Origin of the sequence: Sphingomonas sp. FARSPH (genome assembly GCF_003355005.1) — a bacterium.
In the GTDB taxonomy this organism is placed as follows: Bacteria; Pseudomonadota; Alphaproteobacteria; order Sphingomonadales; family Sphingomonadaceae; genus Sphingomonas.
On the sequence record NZ_CP029985.1, the window covers coordinates 1,379,424 to 1,395,801 of the forward strand.

Below are 16,378 nucleotides of genomic sequence, written 5' to 3' on the forward strand. Positions count from 1 at the left end.
AGCCCCCGGCGTCGCTATCGCAACCCGCTCCTCCCCGGCGCGGGGAGGCAGGGCGCGCGTGCGCGCTGACGGAGAGGATTTCAACGCCGCGTCGCGTTCGCGGCGAACCCCTCCACCAGCTTCGCTGATCCCCCTCCCCGCGCCGGGGAGGACAGGTTCAGCGGCAGCGGCGGTGCGCGGTGATCGAACGATCGATCGCGCGGCCGGCGAGCGCGCCGCCGACACCGCCGGCGATCGTGCCAAGCGCGCCATGGCCGAGGATCGAATTGCCGACGAGCGCGCCACCGACGCCGCCCGCGACGAGGCCGGTCGTGCCGCCCGAATAGCTGCAGCGGCGGACGTGGTGATAGCCGCGCTCGTAATGGCGATAATGATGACGCGCCTGGGCGGCGCTGGTCGGCAGCGCGAAGCTGGCCGGCAGGGTGAGCGATACCGCGCTGAGCGCGAACAAGATCTTACGCATAAAGGTCCTCCTCCGACCGATGGTGCGTGCCGAACGAGCGACGAGCCGCACGGTTTCATGACGGCCCGGTTGCCATTCTGTTCCCGCTGTCTCATGGCCGGCGGCGTGATCCCCTACCCCGCCCTCCATGCCAGCCACGGCGGCATCTGGCTCGCGACCGCGGACGGCACGCGCGCGCTGTCGCGGGGCGAGGCGATCGGCATCGCCGCCGACACGCCGGTGATCCTGCTCAACGCGCCGCTGGTCGGGCAGCGGCTCGGCTATGCGGAGCTGTCGGGGCTCGACCTGCTCGAACTGTTCGCGTTCCTGCATCCTGCGCGCTTCGCGGTGCCGACGCCCAGGGGCCTGGCGCGCGCGGTCAACCTGTCGCCGCCCGATACGGACGAGGCGGTCGCCGCTTTCCTGCGCGAGGCGGCAGCGGCGCTGCTCGCGGTGCCCGCCGGCGACTGGCCCGAGCGCGAGGGCGCGTGGACCGCGGTGCAGGCGCTGACCCGGCTGCGCTGGCCATGGGCGCCCGCGATCGGACCGCTGATCGCCAGACCGCAGGAGCACGAACGCTGGCTGTTCGGCACATTGCCCGAATGGGACGATGGCCCGCCCCGCCCCGCACCGCGCACGATCACCGTGCCGACCGGCGATGCCGAGGCGCGGCTGGTCGCGCTGACCGGCGACGGCGCGGAGGAGCGGCCTGGCCAGCGCGCGTTCGCCGCCGCGGCCAGCGCCGCCTTCGCCCCGCGCGCGATGCGCGATGCGCCCAATCTGGTGCTGGCGGAGGCGGGAACGGGGATCGGCAAGACCTTTGGCTATCTCGCGCCGGCGTCGCTATGGGCGGAGCGGGCGGGCGGTGCGGTGTGGTTGTCGACCTATACCAAGGCGCTACAACGCCAGCTGGCGCAGGAGACGGTGCGGCTGTTTCCCGACGCCGCGACGCACAAGGCGAAGGTGGTGACGCGGAAAGGTCGCGAGAATTACCTGTGCCTGCTCAACCTGGAGGATGCGTTGCAGGGCGGCTTCGCGGGGCGTGCCGCGGTGCTCGCGCAGCTGGTGGCGCGCTGGGCGGCGTATAGCGCGGACGGCGACATGGTCGGCGGCGACCTGCCCGGCTGGCTGCCGACCCTGTTCCGCCGCAACGGGCCCGCGGCGCTGACCGACCGGCGCGGCGAGTGCGTCTATGCCGGCTGCCCGCATTACCGCAAATGCTTCATCGAACATGCCGCACGCGCCTCCGCCGACGCGGACCTCGTCATCGCCAACCATGCGCTGGTGATGGTCAATGCGGCGCGCGGGCGCGAAACCGCGACGCGGCCGACGCGCTACGTCTTCGACGAGGGGCATCACCTGTTCGACGCGGCCGATTCGATGTTCGCCGCCGCGCTGACCGGACAGGAGACGATCGAACTGCGCCGCTGGATCCTCGGCCCGGAAAGCGGCGGGCGCGGACGGCGGCGGGGCTTGCAGGCGCGCCTGTCCGACGTCGCGAGCTACGACGAGCAAGGCGGCCTCGCGATCCAGGACGCGGTCGATGCGGCGCGGCACCTCGCCAGCGACGGCTGGCTGGGACGGATCGCGGAGAGCGCGCCGTTCGGGCCGATCGAGCACCTGCTCGCCGCGGTGCGCGGGCTGACCTATGCGCGCGCCGAACAGCCGGGGGATGCGGGATACGGCCTGGAGACCGAGATCGCCGAGCCGACGCCCGAACTGATCGAGGCCGCCGCCCCCGCCGCCGCGGCGCTCGACGCGCTGGTGCGGCCGCTCGTCACGCTCGGCCGGCGGCTGGAGGCGGTGCTGGCGGAGGCGCCCGACTGGATGGATGCGCCGGCGCGCGCACGGATCGAGGGCGCGATCGCGTCGATCGGCTGGCGCGCGGAAACGGTGGCGGGCTGGCTGGCATTGCTCGCGCGGGTCGGCGGGCCGGTCGATCCCGATTTCGTCGACTGGCTGGCGGTCGACCGGATCGAGGGGCGCGAATATGACATGGGGCTGCACCGCCACTGGCTCGACCCGACGCGCCCGTTCGCGAAGGTGGTGCTGGAGCCCGCACACGGCGCGCTGGTCACCTCCGCGACGCTGAAGGGCGGCGGGGGGACGGGCGACGACGATTGGGCGACGGCGGAGGCGCGCGTCGGTGCGCCGCACCTTGCCCGCGCGCCCGCCCGGTTCGAGGCGGCAAGCCCGTTCGACTATCCCAACCAGGCGGAGGTGCTGATCGTCACCGACATCAAGCGTGGCGACCTGCCCGCACTCGCCAATGCCTATGCGCGGCTGATCGTCGCGGCGGGGGGTGGCACGCTCGGCCTGTTCACCGCGATCCGGCGGCTGCGCGGCGTACACGGGCGGATCGCCGACCGGCTGGCGCGCGAGGGGCTGCCGCTCCACGCGCAGCACGTCGATCCGATCGACACGGGGACGCTGGTCGACATCTTCCGCGACGATCCCGCCGCCTCGCTGCTCGGCACCGATGCCTTGCGAGACGGGGTGGACGTGCCGGGCCGCTCGCTGCGCCTTGTCGTGATGGAGGGCGTGCCCTGGCCTAAGCCCAGCGTGCTGCACGCGGCGCGGCGGCTGGCGGGCGGCGGCAGCGCGTATGACGACCGGATCGTGCGCGCGCGACTGGCGCAGGCGTTCGGGCGGCTGATCCGGCGCGCGGACGATCGCGGCGCGTTCGTGATGCTGTCGGCCGCCTGCCCGTCGCGCCTCCTCACCGCCTTTCCGCCCGGCGTCGCGATCGCGCGCGTGACGCTGGACGAGGCGGTGGCGCGCGTCGCTTCGCGGCTTTCCTTGACCTCGATCATGGGGCATGAGGCCGCGCACCAGGATGGACCGCTGGGGCTGACGGGAGACGCGCGATGAAGACGCTGACGCTGCTGCGCCACGCCAAGTCGGGCTGGGACGATCCCGTCGCGCGCGATTTCGACCGGCCGCTCAACGCCAAGGGGCGCCGCGCGGCAGAGGTCGTAGGCCGCCACATGCGCGACGACGGCTATGCGTTCGACCATGTCGTCGCCTCGCCCGCGGTGCGCGTCGGCGAGACGCTGGACGCGATCCAGGCGGGCTATGGCCGCCTGCTCGCGCCCGACTGGGACCGGCGCATCTACCTCGCCTCGGCGGCGACGCTGCTCGACGTCGTCCATGGGCTGGACGAGGCGGCGGAGCGCGTGCTGCTCGTCGGCCACAATCCGGGGCTGGAGGATCTGGTGCTGATGCTGGTGCCCGCAGGAACGGATGCGCTGCGCGGCGCGGTGGAGGCGAAATATCCGACCGCGACGATCGCCGAGATGACGTTCGCGGTCGATCGCTGGGCCGATGTCGCGGGAGGAAGCGCGACGCTGACCCGCTTCGTCCGCCCGCGCGATCTCGACCCGACGTTGGGCCCCGACGAGCGCTGACGCGCCCGCGTTACTCCTTCTCCAGCTGCGCCTTCAGCCCGGCGAGCGCCCCGAACGGGCCCGCTTCTTCCTCGCTGATCACGCCCGCCGCGCGCAGCGCGGCCTCCGCACCGGGACTGCGCGGGAAGGGATCGAGCGCGAGCGCCATCGTCTCCGCCGCCGCTTCGCCCAGGTCGACCGCGCCGCCGTCATATTCCAACGTGTCGAGATCGCCCGCGTCGAGTTCGACCTCCTCCCCCTCGCCGAGCGCGGTGACGAACAGCAGCGCGACGGGTTCGTCGATCCGCGCCAGGATCGGATCACCGGTGACCGAGCAGGCCTGCGTCACCGCGGCGCGGACGCGGCCGCGCGCGGCGATACCCGTCGCCTCGCGCCGGATCGTGAACTCGCCCTCCAGCGTATCGATCGCGATCAGCCCGAACCGCGCCGCCAGCGCCGCGCGCTCCGCCTCCGTCGCAGCAATCGCGACGTCGCGGTCGCGCTCGCCGATCGTGTCGATCCGTTCGGGGCGGCTGAATTCGGGGGTCACGGCAGGTCTCCGGCGGACAAGGATGCCAGCGGCGTCGCGGCGAGGCGCGCGCGCAGATCGGTGAGCGCGGCTGCCACATGCGCGAGCCGCACCTCACCCGGCGTCTCGCCGCGATAGAGGTTGCGCACCAGCGCGGGGGCAAGGTCGCCCGCCGCAAAGGCGTCGCGATACGCGCCCAGCCGTCCGCCGAGCAGGCTCATCATCTTGCCCATCTGCTTGCCGACGACAAGGTCGCCGATTCCGATCTGGCGCAATTGCGCGTCCATGTCGTCGACGAACCGTTCGGTCAGCTGCACCGACAGCCGCGTCGCGACGTCCGCCGCCTCGGTTTCATCCTCCAGCCGCAGCAGCACGACCGCGAGCACGCTGGCGATCATGTCGAATCGCCCGTCGAGCGTGTCGGGCACGCCGCCGTCCAGATACCAATGCGCGGCGCGGCCGCGCGTCACCACGGCGTTGTAGAGCGGCAGCGCCGCATCGCGATTTTCACCGAACAGCCGTCCCCACAACCCCACGCCACCATCCTCTTGCCCAGCGCGCCGATCGAAGCGCGCGCTTGATGCCTCTTCGTTCCTCGCATATCGAGGCGATCGGCGGGCGATGCAATCGGCCTTGCCGCTGCCGGCCGTTGCCGCCGCTGGAGAATGTGATGAGCGTATCCTTTGCCCGTTCGTGCCTGGTCGCGGGCCTCGGGCTGACCCTGATGGGTGGCCTGCTGACGGGCGCGTGCACGCCGCTGCGCTCGCACCAGGGCTATATCATCGACGTCGATCTGGTGAATGCGATCCAGCCGGGCGTCGACAATCGCCAGTCGGTCGCCGCGACGCTCGGCCAGCCGACGATCGCCAGCCAGTTCCCGCCGAAAGACTGGTATTATGTTGCGCGCGACAGCCGCAACCTCAATTTCCAGACGCCCAAGGCGCGCGACCAGATCGCGCTGAAGATCAGCTTCGATGCCGCCGGTACGGTCACGTCGATCACGCGCACCGGCGTCGACGAGGTCGCGAGCATCAGCCCCTATGGCAAGACGACGCCGACGCTGGGCAAGAAGCGCGGCTTCTTCGAGGATCTGTTCGGCAATATCGGCACCGTCGGCGCGGCGGGTGCGGGTGGTCCCGGCGGCCCCGGTGGCGGTGGCGGCGGCACGGGTCGCACCGGCCCCTGATCGCCACATCACGGCGAGGGCACGCGTTGGCCGCGCCGCGTGCTACGCATCGGCGCGGCCGTGCCGCGCTTGGAAACGGCACTGATCCCGAAAGGGGAGGGATCAGGTGCTGCAAACGCAGCATGGCCGAAATGGTTCTGACCGGCGTTGCGATGCTCTGGCGACCCGGCGATGCCGTACCGCGGCTCGCCGCGTGGCCGCGAGGTTTGACCTTCGCGCCTCCCCGCCCCACATGGGCGGCGACCACGAACAGGAGCGCACCTTGGCCACCCTAGGCATGTCCCCCGCCGAGAAGACCGCCGTGGAGGAATTCCGCCGCGACGCCGTCGAACCGTCGATGACCAAGCTCGTCATCCTCGATTTCTGGGCGGAATGGTGCGGGCCGTGCAAGGCGCTGGCACCCGTATTGGAAAAGGTCGCCGCTGCTTATGCCGACAAGGGCGTCGTGCTGGCCAAGATCGACACCGACAAGAACCAGTTCATCGCCAGCCAATTCCAGATCCGCTCGATCCCGACCGTCTATGCGATGTTCCAGGGCCAGTTGGTCGCCGACCTGACCAGCGCGCGCACCGAATCGCAGCTGCGCGTCATGCTCGACCAGCTGCTGAAGCAACTACCGATCCAGTCGGAGGCCGCCGATGCCGCCGCGGAGATCGAACCGCTGATCGCGATGGGCGAAGAGGTGCTGGCAGGCGGCGACGCGGAGCGCGCGCTGTCGATCTTCGATCAGCTGGCCGAGATGGCACCCGATCATCCCGCCGTCCTGTCGGGCCGCATCCGCGCACTCGTCGCGGCGGGGCAGATCGACGCGGCGCAGGCGGCGATCGACGCGCTGCCCGCCGATATCAAGGACGCCGGGGTCGACCGCGCCAAGGCGGCGCTCGCGCTCGCCCAGTCCGCGCCGGCATTCGACGATTACGCCGGGCTGCAGGCGGAGGTCGCCGCCAACCCCGACGACCACGAACGCCGTTTCGCTTTGGCCAATGCGCAGATGGCGGCGGGGGATCGCGACGGGGCCGCGGACAATCTGCTCCACATCGTCGCCGCGGATCGGGAGTGGAACGACGGCGCCGCGCGCCAGCAGTTGCTCAAGCTGTTCGAGGTGGTGGGCATGATGGACCCGTGGGTGTCGACGCAGCGCCGCCGCCTGTCGGCGATCCTGTTCGGCTGATCCGCGCCATGGCGACCCCCACCCGCCTGTCGATCTTTCCGCTGCCCGGCGCGTTGCTGTTCCCGGGCATGCATTTGCCGCTGCACATCTTCGAGCCGCGCTACCGCGCTTTGGTGTCGGACGCGATGGCGCGCGACCGGCGGATCGGGATGATCCAGCCCAACGGTGGCGGCGACGTGCCCGGCCTCTATGCGCTCGGCTGCGTCGGGCGGATCGCCGAGGTCGAGGCGCTGGACGACGGCCGCTACAATCTGGTGCTGGAAGGCGTCGCGCTGTTCCGCACGTTGCGCGAGCTCGACGTGACGACGCCGTTCCGGCAGGTCGAAGCGGAGCTGCTGCCGCGGGCGCATGACGATGCGCTGTCGTTCGCGCGCCGTGCGTCGCTGGAGAGCGAATCGCGCCGCTTCGCCGATCTGCAAGGATATGCCGTCGATTGGGACGGCGTCGCGCGGCTCGACGACGAAAGCCTCGTCAACGGCATCGCGCAGATTGCGCCGTTCGACGCGGCGGCGAAACAGGCGCTGCTCGAGGCGCCCGACCTGGAACAGCGCGCCGAGCTGATCATCCAGTTGATGCAATTCTTCGGCCGCCACGACGGCGAGGACGGGGTGACGCTGCAATGAGCGGTGCGCGAAAAGGCCGTCGGCATGGCGCGGCGATGATGGTGTGGATGTTCTTCGCCAATCTTTTCGATCCGAAAGCCGCCGTCGCGACAGAGGCGATCGATACGCAGCGTCGCAGCGGCGGCGTCGCGGATCGCACCGTTCGCGCCGCCGCCGCACCGCCCGTCGGAGACGACCGATGATCGACCCCTGGCTGCTCGAACGGCTCGTCTGTCCGGTGACGCGCCAACCCCTGCGCTATGACGAGACGCGGCAGGAACTGGTGTCGGAGGCCGCAGGCCTTGCCTATCCGATCCGCGATGGCGTGCCGGTGATGCTACCAGAGGAAGCCCGCCGGATCGCGCCGTGAGCGATCCGCTCGACGTCAGCGGCGCGTGGGACGGCATCTTCAGCTATCCGCGCGGCCTGCCGCCCAACGGCTTCGCCTGCGAATTGCGCGAGCATGGCGGGCGGATCGACGGCGAGACGCATGAGCGCGCCGAGGTCGGTGCGGATCGCGGCACGACGATCTTCGCGCTGATCGAGGGCATGCGACAGGGCCATGCGGTGCGCTTCACCAAGCGCTACGACGATCCGCGCCGGGCGGCGCATCCGGTGCTCTACGACGGAACGCTCTCCGCCGACGGCGATGAAATCGCCGGCCGGTGGGAGATCGCGGGGCAATGGAGCGGCGGGTTCATCATGGTCCGCCAGCAACGCCGCGGCGCGGCGGCGGAACGGAAGATCGCCGAGACGGTGCGGTAGGGCGAGAACCCCATCGACATGCACGGTGCTCCTGAACACGCAGGAGCCCAGGGTCGATTGCGATGTCCCCGATGGCTCTGGGTTCCTGCTTGCGCAGGAACCCCGCCGGATCGGGTTGGCCGGAAAGCCTGTCAGCCCAGGCTCGTATGACGCTGCCCCCCAATCCGTCATGCCGGACTCGTTCCGGCATCCACGCCGCCCCGCACCTAACCGCTGATCGCTTGCGGAACCTTGGATGCCGGAACACCAGCGAAGGCCGGGCAGGAAGAGGCAGGTTCGGGTCGGACGATGAAGCGGCCGCCCGCCCGCTTGCCATGGCGCGTCAGATCTTCAGCCCCTGCAACAGCTTCGGCAGATCGCCCGATTCGCCGCGCGCTTCCGCCATGAATCGCTCCTTGAGCGGCGGCAGGCGGTCGACCGCGCTGATGCCGAAGCGGCGGATCGCGCTCGCCGCCTTGCCGGGAATACCGAACAGGCGGGTCAGGCCATCGGTCGCGGCGGCGACCATGAATGTGTCGAGCCCGCGCCACCTTTGATAGCGATCGAGCAGCGCCGCATCGCCGAGGTCGAGGCCCAGGCGCTTGCCCTCGACCAGCACCTCCGCCAGCGTCGCGACGTCGCGCAAACCGAGGTTAAGCCCCTGCCCCGCGATCGGATGGATGCCGTGGCCGGCGTCGCCGACCAGCACCAGCCGTTCCGCGGTGATCCGCGCGGCATGGTGAAAGCCGAGCGGGTAACTGGCGCGCGGGCTGGCATCGGACAAGGTGCCGAGGAACCCGCCCATCGCCTTTTCCGCCTCGGCGAGGAAGGCGCGGTCGGACAGCTTGACCAGCCCCGCGCCGTCCCGCGCCTTCACCGACCAGACGATCGCCGACCGGTGGCCGATCGCGTCGTCGGGCAGCGGCAGCAGCGCGAACGGACCGGCGGGGTAGAAAATCTCGTAGGCGATATTCTCGTGATCGTGCTGATGGTGGAACGCGCCGACGATCGCGGCGTGATCATATTGCCAGCGCGCGACGGTGATGCCCGCCGCCGCCCGCGTCGGCGACTGGCGCCCCTCCGCCGCGACGAGCAGGGGCGCGGTGACGATGCTGCCGTCGGACAGCGTGGCGGTGACGCCCGCTGCGTCGCGCCGCACGTCGGTGGCGCGCGTCTGCATCCGAAGGTCGACGCCCGCCGCCCCTCGCGCCGCCTCGAACAGGGTACGGCGCAACAGCTTGTTTTCGTACATCGTGCCCAGCGCATCGTCGCCGGCATCGGGCACGAAATCGAGCTTGCCGGGGGCAAGGCCATCGCTGACGCGGATCTGGCGGATCGCGCACCCCTGCCCGGCCAGCGTCGCGCCGACGCCGATCGCATCGAGCATCCGCCCGCTCGCGCTGGCGATGGCGGAGGCGCGCCCGTCGAACCCCGGCGCCAGCATCACCGCCGGATCGGCGGGATCGACGACGATGCTGGTCAGCCCATGCGCATCGAGCGCCAGCGCCAGCGTCGCGCCGACCAGGCCGCCGCCCAGGATGATGACGTCCGCCCGCGCATCCGCGGGCCGGGCACCGGATGCGAGCGCATCGGGCGACTGTGTGGGCCTATCCATGCCGATCCTCCTACGCGCCCAAACGACGGGTGCCAACGTTCGGGTCCCCCTGCCGCTGCTTGACGGCGCGGGTCCATGGGCCGAAGGATCGGCGGGGCATTTTCGGGCATTTCGATAAGGATTTGGGCAATGGCGAGCCGTGCGCAGCCAGGCTTGTTGCGTGAGACGGTGAAGGCGGGCGCGGTACGCGGCGGCGCGTTGGTGTCGTCGCTGGCGCTGTTCCTGGTCACCGTGCTGATGGTGCTCGCGTTGGCGAGCTACCGGGCGAGCGATGCGGCGCTCAACACCGCGTCGGGGGGCGCCGTGCAGAATCTCGCCGGCCCGCCGGGGGCGTGGTTCGCCGACGTCGCGCTGACGCTGCTCGGTCCCGCCGTCGCGCTGCTGCTCCCCGTGCTGCCGATGATGGCGATGCGCCTGTGGCGCGGCCATCCGCTCGGCCGCTGGGTGCGGATGCTGCGCGGCGCGACGATCGGCGTCGCGCTGATGGCGAGCGCGCTCGCCTTCGTCTCCGATGCGGCGGTGCTCGCGCTGCCGGCGGGCTGGGGCGGGGTGATCGGCCTGTCGCTGTCGCACCTCGTCGAATGGGGGTTGTCGTTCATCGGCCAGCCGGGCGCGGAACGCTGGGCGGCGCGCGGCATCGGCCTGCTGATCGGGGTCGCGGGCATCATCGTCTGGGCGAAGAGCCTGGAGATCGAGCTGGGCGACCGCCGCTTCCGCCTGCGCCGCCGCGCGCGCGACGATGCCGATGCGGGCGACGACGACCTGCCGTTCGACGCCTATGGCGACGACGAGGACGAAGAGGAGGCGCCACTCGACCTCAAGCGCAAGGCGATCGAGCCGCGCGCGCTCGCCACGCCCGATCCGCGCCCCGCGCCGGTGATCGCCGACCGCAATCTCGCCCCCTCCGCCGCGATCGCCAAGCCGAAGCAGGCGCAGCTCGCGCTCGACCATCATTACACTTTGCCCGGCCTCGACCTGCTCACCCCCGCGCCGCCCGCGCCCAAGGCGGCGATCGACAAGGCGTCGCTGGAGCGCAACGCGCGATTGCTCGAGAACGTGCTCGACGATTTCAAGGTGCAGGGCGCGATCACCGAGGTGCGCCCCGGCCCCGTCGTGACGATGTACGAACTGGAGCCCGCGCCGGGCATCAAGGCGAGCCGCGTCATCGCGCTCGCCGACGATATCGCACGCAACATGTCGGCGATCTCCGCGCGCGTCGCGGTGATCCCGGGGCGCAACGTGATCGGCATCGAACTGCCCAACCAGAAGCGCGAGATGGTCTCGCTCCATGAGCTGGTCGGAAGCCAGACGTTCGAGGATCAGGCGGCGCAGCTGCCCATCATTCTCGGCAAGAACATCGCGGGCGATCCCGTCATCGCCGATCTCGCGCCGATGCCGCATCTGCTCGTCGCGGGCACCACCGGCTCGGGCAAGTCGGTCGGCCTCAACTGCATGATCATGTCGCTGCTCTACCGGCTTACGCCGGAGCAATGCCGGATGATCATGATCGATCCCAAGATGCTGGAACTCAGCGTCTACGACGACATCCCGCATCTGCTCTCCCCCGTCGTCACCGATCCCGCCAAGGCGGTGCGTGCGCTCAAATGGGCGGTCGAGACGATGGAGGACCGCTATCGCCAGATGTCGTCGGTCGGCGTGCGCAGCCTGGCGGGCTTCAACGACAAGGTGCGCGCCGCCAAGGCCAAGGGCCAGCGGCTCGGCCGCCGTGTGCAGACCGGCTACCACCCCGACACCGGCCAGCCCGTCTATGAAGAGGAGCAGCTCGATTACGAGCCGCTGCCGCAGATCGTCGTCATCGTCGACGAGCTCGCCGATCTGATGATGACTGCGGGCAAGGAGGTGGAATTCCTGATCCAGCGCCTCGCGCAAAAGGCGCGCGCGGCGGGCATCCACCTCATCATGGCGACGCAGCGGCCGAGCGTCGACGTCATCACCGGCGTCATCAAGGCGAACCTGCCGACGCGGATCAGCTTCCATGTCACCAGCAAGATCGATTCGCGCACCATCCTGGGCGAACAGGGTGCCGAACAGCTGCTGGGGCGCGGCGACATGCTCTACATGCCGGGCGGCAAGGGGATCGTGCGCGTCCACGGCCCCTTCGTCAGCGACGACGAGGTGCGCGGCGTCGCCGACCATTGGCGGGGGCAGGGCCAGCCCGATTACATCAGTTCGGTCACCGAGGAGCCCGAGGAGAGCTACACGCTGGAAGGCGCGCCGATCGGCGAGGATTCGGCGGAGGACCAGCAATATCGTCAGGCAATCCAGCTGGTGTGCGAATCGCAGAAGGCGTCGACCAGCTGGCTGCAGCGGCAACTCAGGATCGGCTACAATTCCGCCGCACGCCTGATCGAGCGAATGGAAAAGGACGGCATCGTCGGGCGCCCCGACCACGTCGGCCGCCGCGAAGTGCTGCGCGATGCCGAGGGGCATGCGATCTGATTCGACTCACCGTGCCAACGAGTCGGCTTGTCGCGTGATTCTTTCGCTTTATCGTGATTGCGATACGCTGCCGCCATGGTCGACCCGTTGAAGCACGAGATCGCGCGCAACTTCGACGTCTTTCAACGGCGTCTGGGCGAGTATCTCGACCAGCATTACGGCGAGTACGCGCTACTCCGCGATGGTCAGGTCGTTGCCTTCTTTCCGTCTGCGGGAGAAGCCGACGGTGCGGGTTGGGCGCAGTTCGCTGACGGCCTATATTCGATTCAGCAGATCACGCCCGAACCGATCGAACTCGGGCTTTATGCGAACGCACTCCGTTAAGTGGCGCCACAACCACCAGCGCCTGCTCCTCCCAGTCGCCATCTTTCCCGGCCTCAACAGTAATAACCCGTTCGAATCGCTACGGTATGAGGGCCTTATCGACACGGGCGCCACGGGGACGGGCATCAGGGCGGATGTCGCCGCACAGCTGGCTTTGCGCCAGAAAGGACAGCGGCGTGTCGCCACCGCCAACGGCCTGATCTATGCAGCGGAATATATCATCCGGATCGGGTTCATGCCTGGCGACCTTACCGATCCTGCAACGTCTGCCGACGCGCAGCATCCCTATGTTCTCGAAGGTCAATTGATCGCCTTCGAACTGCACGCGGGTTTTTCCTACCCGGTCTTGATCGGCATGGATGTCATTGCGGCGGGAGATCTGACCGTTTCGCGCGATGGTCGTGCCGAATTCGTCTTGCCGTAGCCGCTGGACCCTCCGCCCCCGTCGCCGGTTAAGCGGCTATTCAATCCCCCGCTGCCAACAGGACCCGCATGATCCGACACGCTTTCGCCTTGACCGCCGCGCTTGCTGCCCCCGTCGCCCTGTCTGCGCAATCGACGGGCGATCTCGCGACGGTGCAACGTCATCTCCAGACGCTGACGACGATGACCGCCGACTTCACGCAGACCGACCGCAACGGCAAGGTGCTGACCGGCACGTTCACGCTGAAGCGGCCGGGCAAGCTGCGCTTCCAATATGAAAAGGGCGTGCCGATCCTGATCGTCGCGGAGGGCGGCGCGCTGACCTTCATCGATTATTCGGTACGGCAGGTGCAGCGTTGGCCGATCAAGAATTCGCCGCTCGGCGTATTGCTTGACCCCAATCGCGACATCGGCAAGTTCGCCAAGGTCGTGCCGACGGGGAATCCGCAGGTCGTGTCGATCGAAGCGAGCGATGCGAATCACCCCGAATACGGCCGGATCACGCTGATCTTCCAACGCGACGGCGCCGCGCCCGCGGGGCTGATGCTGCAGGGGTGGGTCGCGCTCGACAGCCAGAACAACCGCACGACGATCCGCCTGTCGAACCAGAAGTTCGGCGTGCCGGTAAGCGACGGAACGTTCCGCTGGAACGACCCGCGGCGTACGTCGACGCGAAACTGAACGAAAATATCTGGCCCATTCATCCAAGCGACAGGTTTGCGGTCCTAAACACGACCTCGCGGATGTGGGGCGTCCGGGATTTTTCCCCCTGTTGCCCGGATCGATAGACCACTTCCCGCCTGCGTGACCAACACCAGGTCGGCCCTCGCTCCATGCCCCCGGAGCGGGGGCCTTTGCTGTTGGCGGCGTGCGCCGTGCCGGCGCAGGACTCGCCAAAAGCACGGCCGGCGGGCTCCGCCCGTCCGACGTCACGGGCTTTGCCCGTGACGTACGAGCGAAAGGCGCTACCCCGGCTTATTGTCCATGGTGACCATCGGAGCGATGGTCCCACCACCTTGCCCCCCCTCCCCCCGGCGCCTAGATGCGCAGGCGTGAAGATCGCCTCGTGGAACATCAATTCGGTCCGCTTTCGCGCGCCCATCGTCGAGCAATTCCTGACCGAGGCCGCGCCCGATGTGCTGTGCCTGCAGGAGACGAAGGTCGTCGACGACGACTTCCCGCACGATCTGTTCGACCAGCTGGGCTATGTCCACCGCGTCATCCACGGCCAGCGCATGCATCACGGCGTCGCGATCGTCAGCCGCCTGCCGATCACCGAGGACGACCGGCTCGACTGGCAGGCGAATCGCGAGGCGCGGCACGTCGGCATCCGCCTGCCGAACGGCGTCAGGCTGGAGAATGTCTACGTCCCCGCCGGCGGCGACGAGCCCGACCGCGACGTGAACCCGAAGTTCGGCCAGAAGCTCGATTTCGTCGCGCGGATGACCGAATGGTCGCGCAGCCTCGCCTGCCCGACGATCCTGACCGGCGATTTCAACATCGCGCCGCTGCCATCGGACGTGTGGAGCCACAAGGCGCTGCTCAAGGTCGTCAGCCACACGCCGATCGAGGTCGCGGCGCTGGATGGCCTGATGGCATCGAACGACTGGGTCGACCTCGGCCGGCATTTCCATCCGGCGCCGGCGCGGCTGCATACATGGTGGAGCTATCGCTCGCCCGACTGGACGAAGAACGATCGCGGCCGCCGGCTCGACCATATGTGGGCGACCGCCGACGTTGCGCGCGCGGCGACCGCGCACATCGTGTTCGAGGATTGCCGCAGCTGGCTGAAACCGTCGGATCATGTGCCGATCATGACCGAGTTCGCCTTTTGAGCGAGGCCGCCCCGCCCCCCGTCCGGCCCTCCGCGCGCCCACGTGCCGCCGCGCGCGCGATCGACGCGCTGCGCCGCGGCTGGCCGATCGCGATCGACGGGCTGACGTTGCTGGCGATCGAGACGGCGGACGCGGCGCGGCTGGCGGAGTTCGATCCGGCGGGGGCCGCGGGCGTGTTGATCTCGTCCGGCCGCGCCGAGACGTTGAAGCTCGCGAACCAGCTGGCGGCCGCCGATCCCGATCTGCCGGTGCTGGTCGAACGTGCGCCGTGGCTCGACTTCACCGCCGCCACCGCGCTTGCCGATCCCAGCCTCGATCTCGCGACGCCGCTCAAGGGGCCGTGGCGGACGCTGCCGGTCGCGGCGCCCGATGCCGCCGCCGCGGCGCTGCGCCTCGCCCGCATCGCCGGGCTGCTGCCGGCATTCTTCGTCGACGGCCGCGATCCGGAGGTGACGATCACCCCCTCCGACATCGACGCGCACGAAGATGCGCAGCGCCTGACGCTGGCGACGCGCGCGCGCCTGCCCGTCGCCGGGGCGGAGGATGCCGAAATCGTCGCCTTCCGCTCGCCGGAAAGTGCGGACGATCACGTCGCGCTGCTGATCGGCCAGCCCAATGGCCAGGCGCCGCTGATCCGGCTGCACAGCGAATGTCTGACGGGCGATGCGCTCGGCAGCCTGAAATGCGATTGCGGGCCACAGCTCGATGCCGCGATCCGCGCGATCAAGGCGAGCGGCTGGGGCATTCTGCTGTATCTGCGCCAGGAAGGGCGCGGCATCGGCCTCGTCAACAAATTGCGTGCCTATGCGTTGCAGGACCAGGGATTCGACACGGTCGATGCCAACACGCGGCTGGGCTTTGCGGTCGACGCGCGCGATTTCGGCGTCGCGGCGCAGATGCTGAAGCTGCTTGGCCAGGATCGCGTGCGGCTGTTGACCAACAATCCAGCCAAGGTCGCGGGACTGGCGGCGGCGGGGATCGCCGTCGCGGAGCGCGTGCCGCATGCGCTGCCCGCCAATCCGCATAACGCGCGGTATCTGGCGACGAAGCGCGACCGCACGGGGCACCAGTTATAGGCCGAGACGGGCGCAGGGTCGAACCGCGTTCGTACGCGCCCCATCTTCCGTCCGTATCGCGTCAGCCCGCCATCGCCTCCGGATCGACCAGCCCGGTCAGCCGGCGCGCGGCGCGCCGGGCGAAGGCGAGCGTGCAGCGCTTGCGCACATGCGCCGGCAGCGGCACGGTATGCGCCTCGCGCACGATCGCCGCATCGTAGCGATCGGCGACGATCACCCCGGTCCGTTCCGGCAGAAAGGCCACGCCGTCGAGCGGCGTCAGGTCGAATCCCGCCGGCACCGCCCAGAAATAGCGGTCGCAATGCGCCAGATAATCGGGCCATTTGCCGTCGCCGAGCAGATCGGCGCGCGACACCTTGATCTCGACGATCACCAACTGCCCGCGCGCGTCGAGCGCCATCAGGTCGGCACGGCGGCCCCCGTCCAGCGGAACTTCGGAAATCGTGGTGATGTCGTGGCGGAGCAGCATGCGCGTCACGCCGCGCGCGATGTCCGCCGCGCACAGAGCGGGATCGCCGCCGTCCAAACACGAAGCCGGGGCCATGTCGAACATGAGCCCGGCTTAGAACATTTGACGAACGGGGC

Annotated in this window: 19 protein-coding genes; 14 read left to right on the forward strand and 5 right to left on the reverse strand. The window is 69.6% G+C overall.

Annotated elements, in window-relative coordinates; translation table 11 throughout:
• Positions 1-157 precede the first annotated feature (157 nt).
• A complete protein-coding gene (locus tag DM480_RS06715; RefSeq protein ID WP_115378143.1) occupies positions 158-463 on the reverse strand; it encodes a hypothetical protein in 306 nt (101 codons plus the stop codon).
• A 93-nt stretch (positions 464-556) separates the two neighbouring features.
• Here DM480_RS06715 and DM480_RS06720 point away from each other — a divergent pair, with 93 nt between their 5' ends.
• Together DM480_RS06720 and DM480_RS06725 are read left to right on the forward strand one after the other, a co-directional pair.
• The gene (locus DM480_RS06720; RefSeq protein ID WP_198665915.1) at positions 557-3,313 is read left to right on the forward strand and encodes an ATP-dependent DNA helicase; all 2,757 of its coding nucleotides are present in this window, start codon (positions 557-559) and stop codon (positions 3,311-3,313) included.
• Positions 3,310-3,849, forward strand: a complete 540-nt coding sequence (locus DM480_RS06725; RefSeq protein WP_115378144.1) for a SixA phosphatase family protein — start codon at positions 3,310-3,312, stop codon at positions 3,847-3,849. Before DM480_RS06720 ends, DM480_RS06725 begins: the two co-directional genes overlap by 4 nt.
• Positions 3,850-3,859: 10 nt before the next feature.
• Here DM480_RS06725 and DM480_RS06730 read toward each other — a convergent pair whose 3' ends face one another.
• Together DM480_RS06730 and DM480_RS06735 are read right to left on the reverse strand one after the other, a co-directional pair.
• The gene (locus tag DM480_RS06730; RefSeq protein WP_115378145.1) at positions 3,860-4,378 is read right to left on the reverse strand and encodes a YceD family protein; all 519 of its coding nucleotides are present in this window, start codon (positions 4,376-4,378) and stop codon (positions 3,860-3,862) included.
• Positions 4,375-4,893, reverse strand: a complete 519-nt coding sequence (locus tag DM480_RS06735) for a ubiquinol-cytochrome C chaperone family protein (RefSeq protein WP_405053256.1) — start codon at positions 4,891-4,893, stop codon at positions 4,375-4,377. Before DM480_RS06735 ends, DM480_RS06730 begins: the two co-directional genes overlap by 4 nt.
• Before the next feature lie 134 nt (positions 4,894-5,027).
• Between DM480_RS06735 and DM480_RS06740 the strand changes: the two genes are divergently transcribed.
• The 6 genes from DM480_RS06740 (at position 5,028) to DM480_RS06765 (ending at position 8,081) form a co-directional block, all read left to right on the forward strand.
• Positions 5,028-5,543, forward strand: coding sequence for an outer membrane protein assembly factor BamE (locus DM480_RS06740; RefSeq protein ID WP_115380952.1), 516 nt, complete (start codon positions 5,028-5,030; stop codon positions 5,541-5,543).
• Positions 5,544-5,820: 277 nt separating this feature from the next.
• Entirely contained in the window at positions 5,821-6,714 is an 894-nt protein-coding gene (locus tag DM480_RS06745; protein ID WP_115380954.1) for a tetratricopeptide repeat protein, read from the forward strand.
• An 8-nt stretch (positions 6,715-6,722) separates the two neighbouring features.
• Positions 6,723-7,337, forward strand: a complete 615-nt coding sequence (locus DM480_RS06750; protein ID WP_115380956.1) for an LON peptidase substrate-binding domain-containing protein — start codon at positions 6,723-6,725, stop codon at positions 7,335-7,337.
• Positions 7,334-7,519, forward strand: a complete 186-nt coding sequence (locus DM480_RS06755) for a hypothetical protein (RefSeq protein ID WP_115378146.1) — start codon at positions 7,334-7,336, stop codon at positions 7,517-7,519. Before DM480_RS06750 ends, DM480_RS06755 begins: the two co-directional genes overlap by 4 nt.
• A complete protein-coding gene (locus DM480_RS06760) occupies positions 7,516-7,686 on the forward strand; it encodes a Trm112 family protein (protein ID WP_115378147.1) in 171 nt (56 codons plus the stop codon). The genes DM480_RS06755 and DM480_RS06760 overlap by 4 nt, the downstream gene beginning before the upstream one ends.
• Positions 7,683-8,081, forward strand: a complete 399-nt coding sequence (locus DM480_RS06765) for a hypothetical protein (RefSeq protein WP_115378148.1) — start codon at positions 7,683-7,685, stop codon at positions 8,079-8,081. The genes DM480_RS06760 and DM480_RS06765 overlap by 4 nt, the downstream gene beginning before the upstream one ends.
• Before the next feature lie 322 nt (positions 8,082-8,403).
• On the opposite strand, the gene DM480_RS06770 is transcribed toward DM480_RS06765, so the two are convergent.
• On the reverse strand, positions 8,404-9,675 hold the full coding sequence (locus DM480_RS06770; RefSeq protein WP_115378149.1) for a UbiH/UbiF/VisC/COQ6 family ubiquinone biosynthesis hydroxylase: 1,272 nt from the start codon (positions 9,673-9,675) through the stop codon (positions 8,404-8,406).
• 129 nt (positions 9,676-9,804) lie between these two features.
• Here DM480_RS06770 and DM480_RS06775 point away from each other — a divergent pair, with 129 nt between their 5' ends.
• The 6 genes from DM480_RS06775 to ribA all read left to right on the forward strand — a co-directional run bounded on the left by DM480_RS06775 (position 9,805) and on the right by ribA (position 15,793).
• On the forward strand, positions 9,805-12,135 hold the full coding sequence (locus DM480_RS06775) for a DNA translocase FtsK (protein ID WP_115378150.1): 2,331 nt from the start codon (positions 9,805-9,807) through the stop codon (positions 12,133-12,135).
• 75 nt (positions 12,136-12,210) lie between these two features.
• Positions 12,211-12,459 (forward strand): hypothetical protein, encoded by a 249-nt coding sequence (locus DM480_RS06780; protein WP_115378151.1) that lies wholly within the window; start codon positions 12,211-12,213, stop codon positions 12,457-12,459.
• Positions 12,440-12,883 (forward strand): aspartyl protease family protein, encoded by a 444-nt coding sequence (locus tag DM480_RS17930; RefSeq protein ID WP_125471485.1) that lies wholly within the window; start codon positions 12,440-12,442, stop codon positions 12,881-12,883. The genes DM480_RS06780 and DM480_RS17930 overlap by 20 nt, the downstream gene beginning before the upstream one ends.
• Before the next feature lie 68 nt (positions 12,884-12,951).
• Positions 12,952-13,563, forward strand: a complete 612-nt coding sequence (locus DM480_RS06790) for a LolA family protein (protein WP_115378153.1) — start codon at positions 12,952-12,954, stop codon at positions 13,561-13,563.
• Between the two features lie 371 nt (positions 13,564-13,934).
• Positions 13,935-14,717, forward strand: coding sequence for an exodeoxyribonuclease III (locus DM480_RS18455; protein ID WP_232834155.1), 783 nt, complete (start codon positions 13,935-13,937; stop codon positions 14,715-14,717).
• Positions 14,714-15,793: a GTP cyclohydrolase II gene (ribA, locus tag DM480_RS06800; RefSeq protein WP_232834156.1), complete on the forward strand. Its 1,080-nt coding sequence runs from the start codon at positions 14,714-14,716 to the stop codon at positions 15,791-15,793. The genes DM480_RS18455 and ribA overlap by 4 nt, the downstream gene beginning before the upstream one ends.
• A gap of 61 nt (positions 15,794-15,854) precedes the next feature.
• On the opposite strand, the gene DM480_RS06805 is transcribed toward ribA, so the two are convergent.
• On the reverse strand, positions 15,855-16,346 hold the full coding sequence (locus DM480_RS06805) for an MmcB family DNA repair protein (RefSeq protein WP_115378156.1): 492 nt from the start codon (positions 16,344-16,346) through the stop codon (positions 15,855-15,857).
• Positions 16,347-16,378 lie beyond the last annotated feature (32 nt).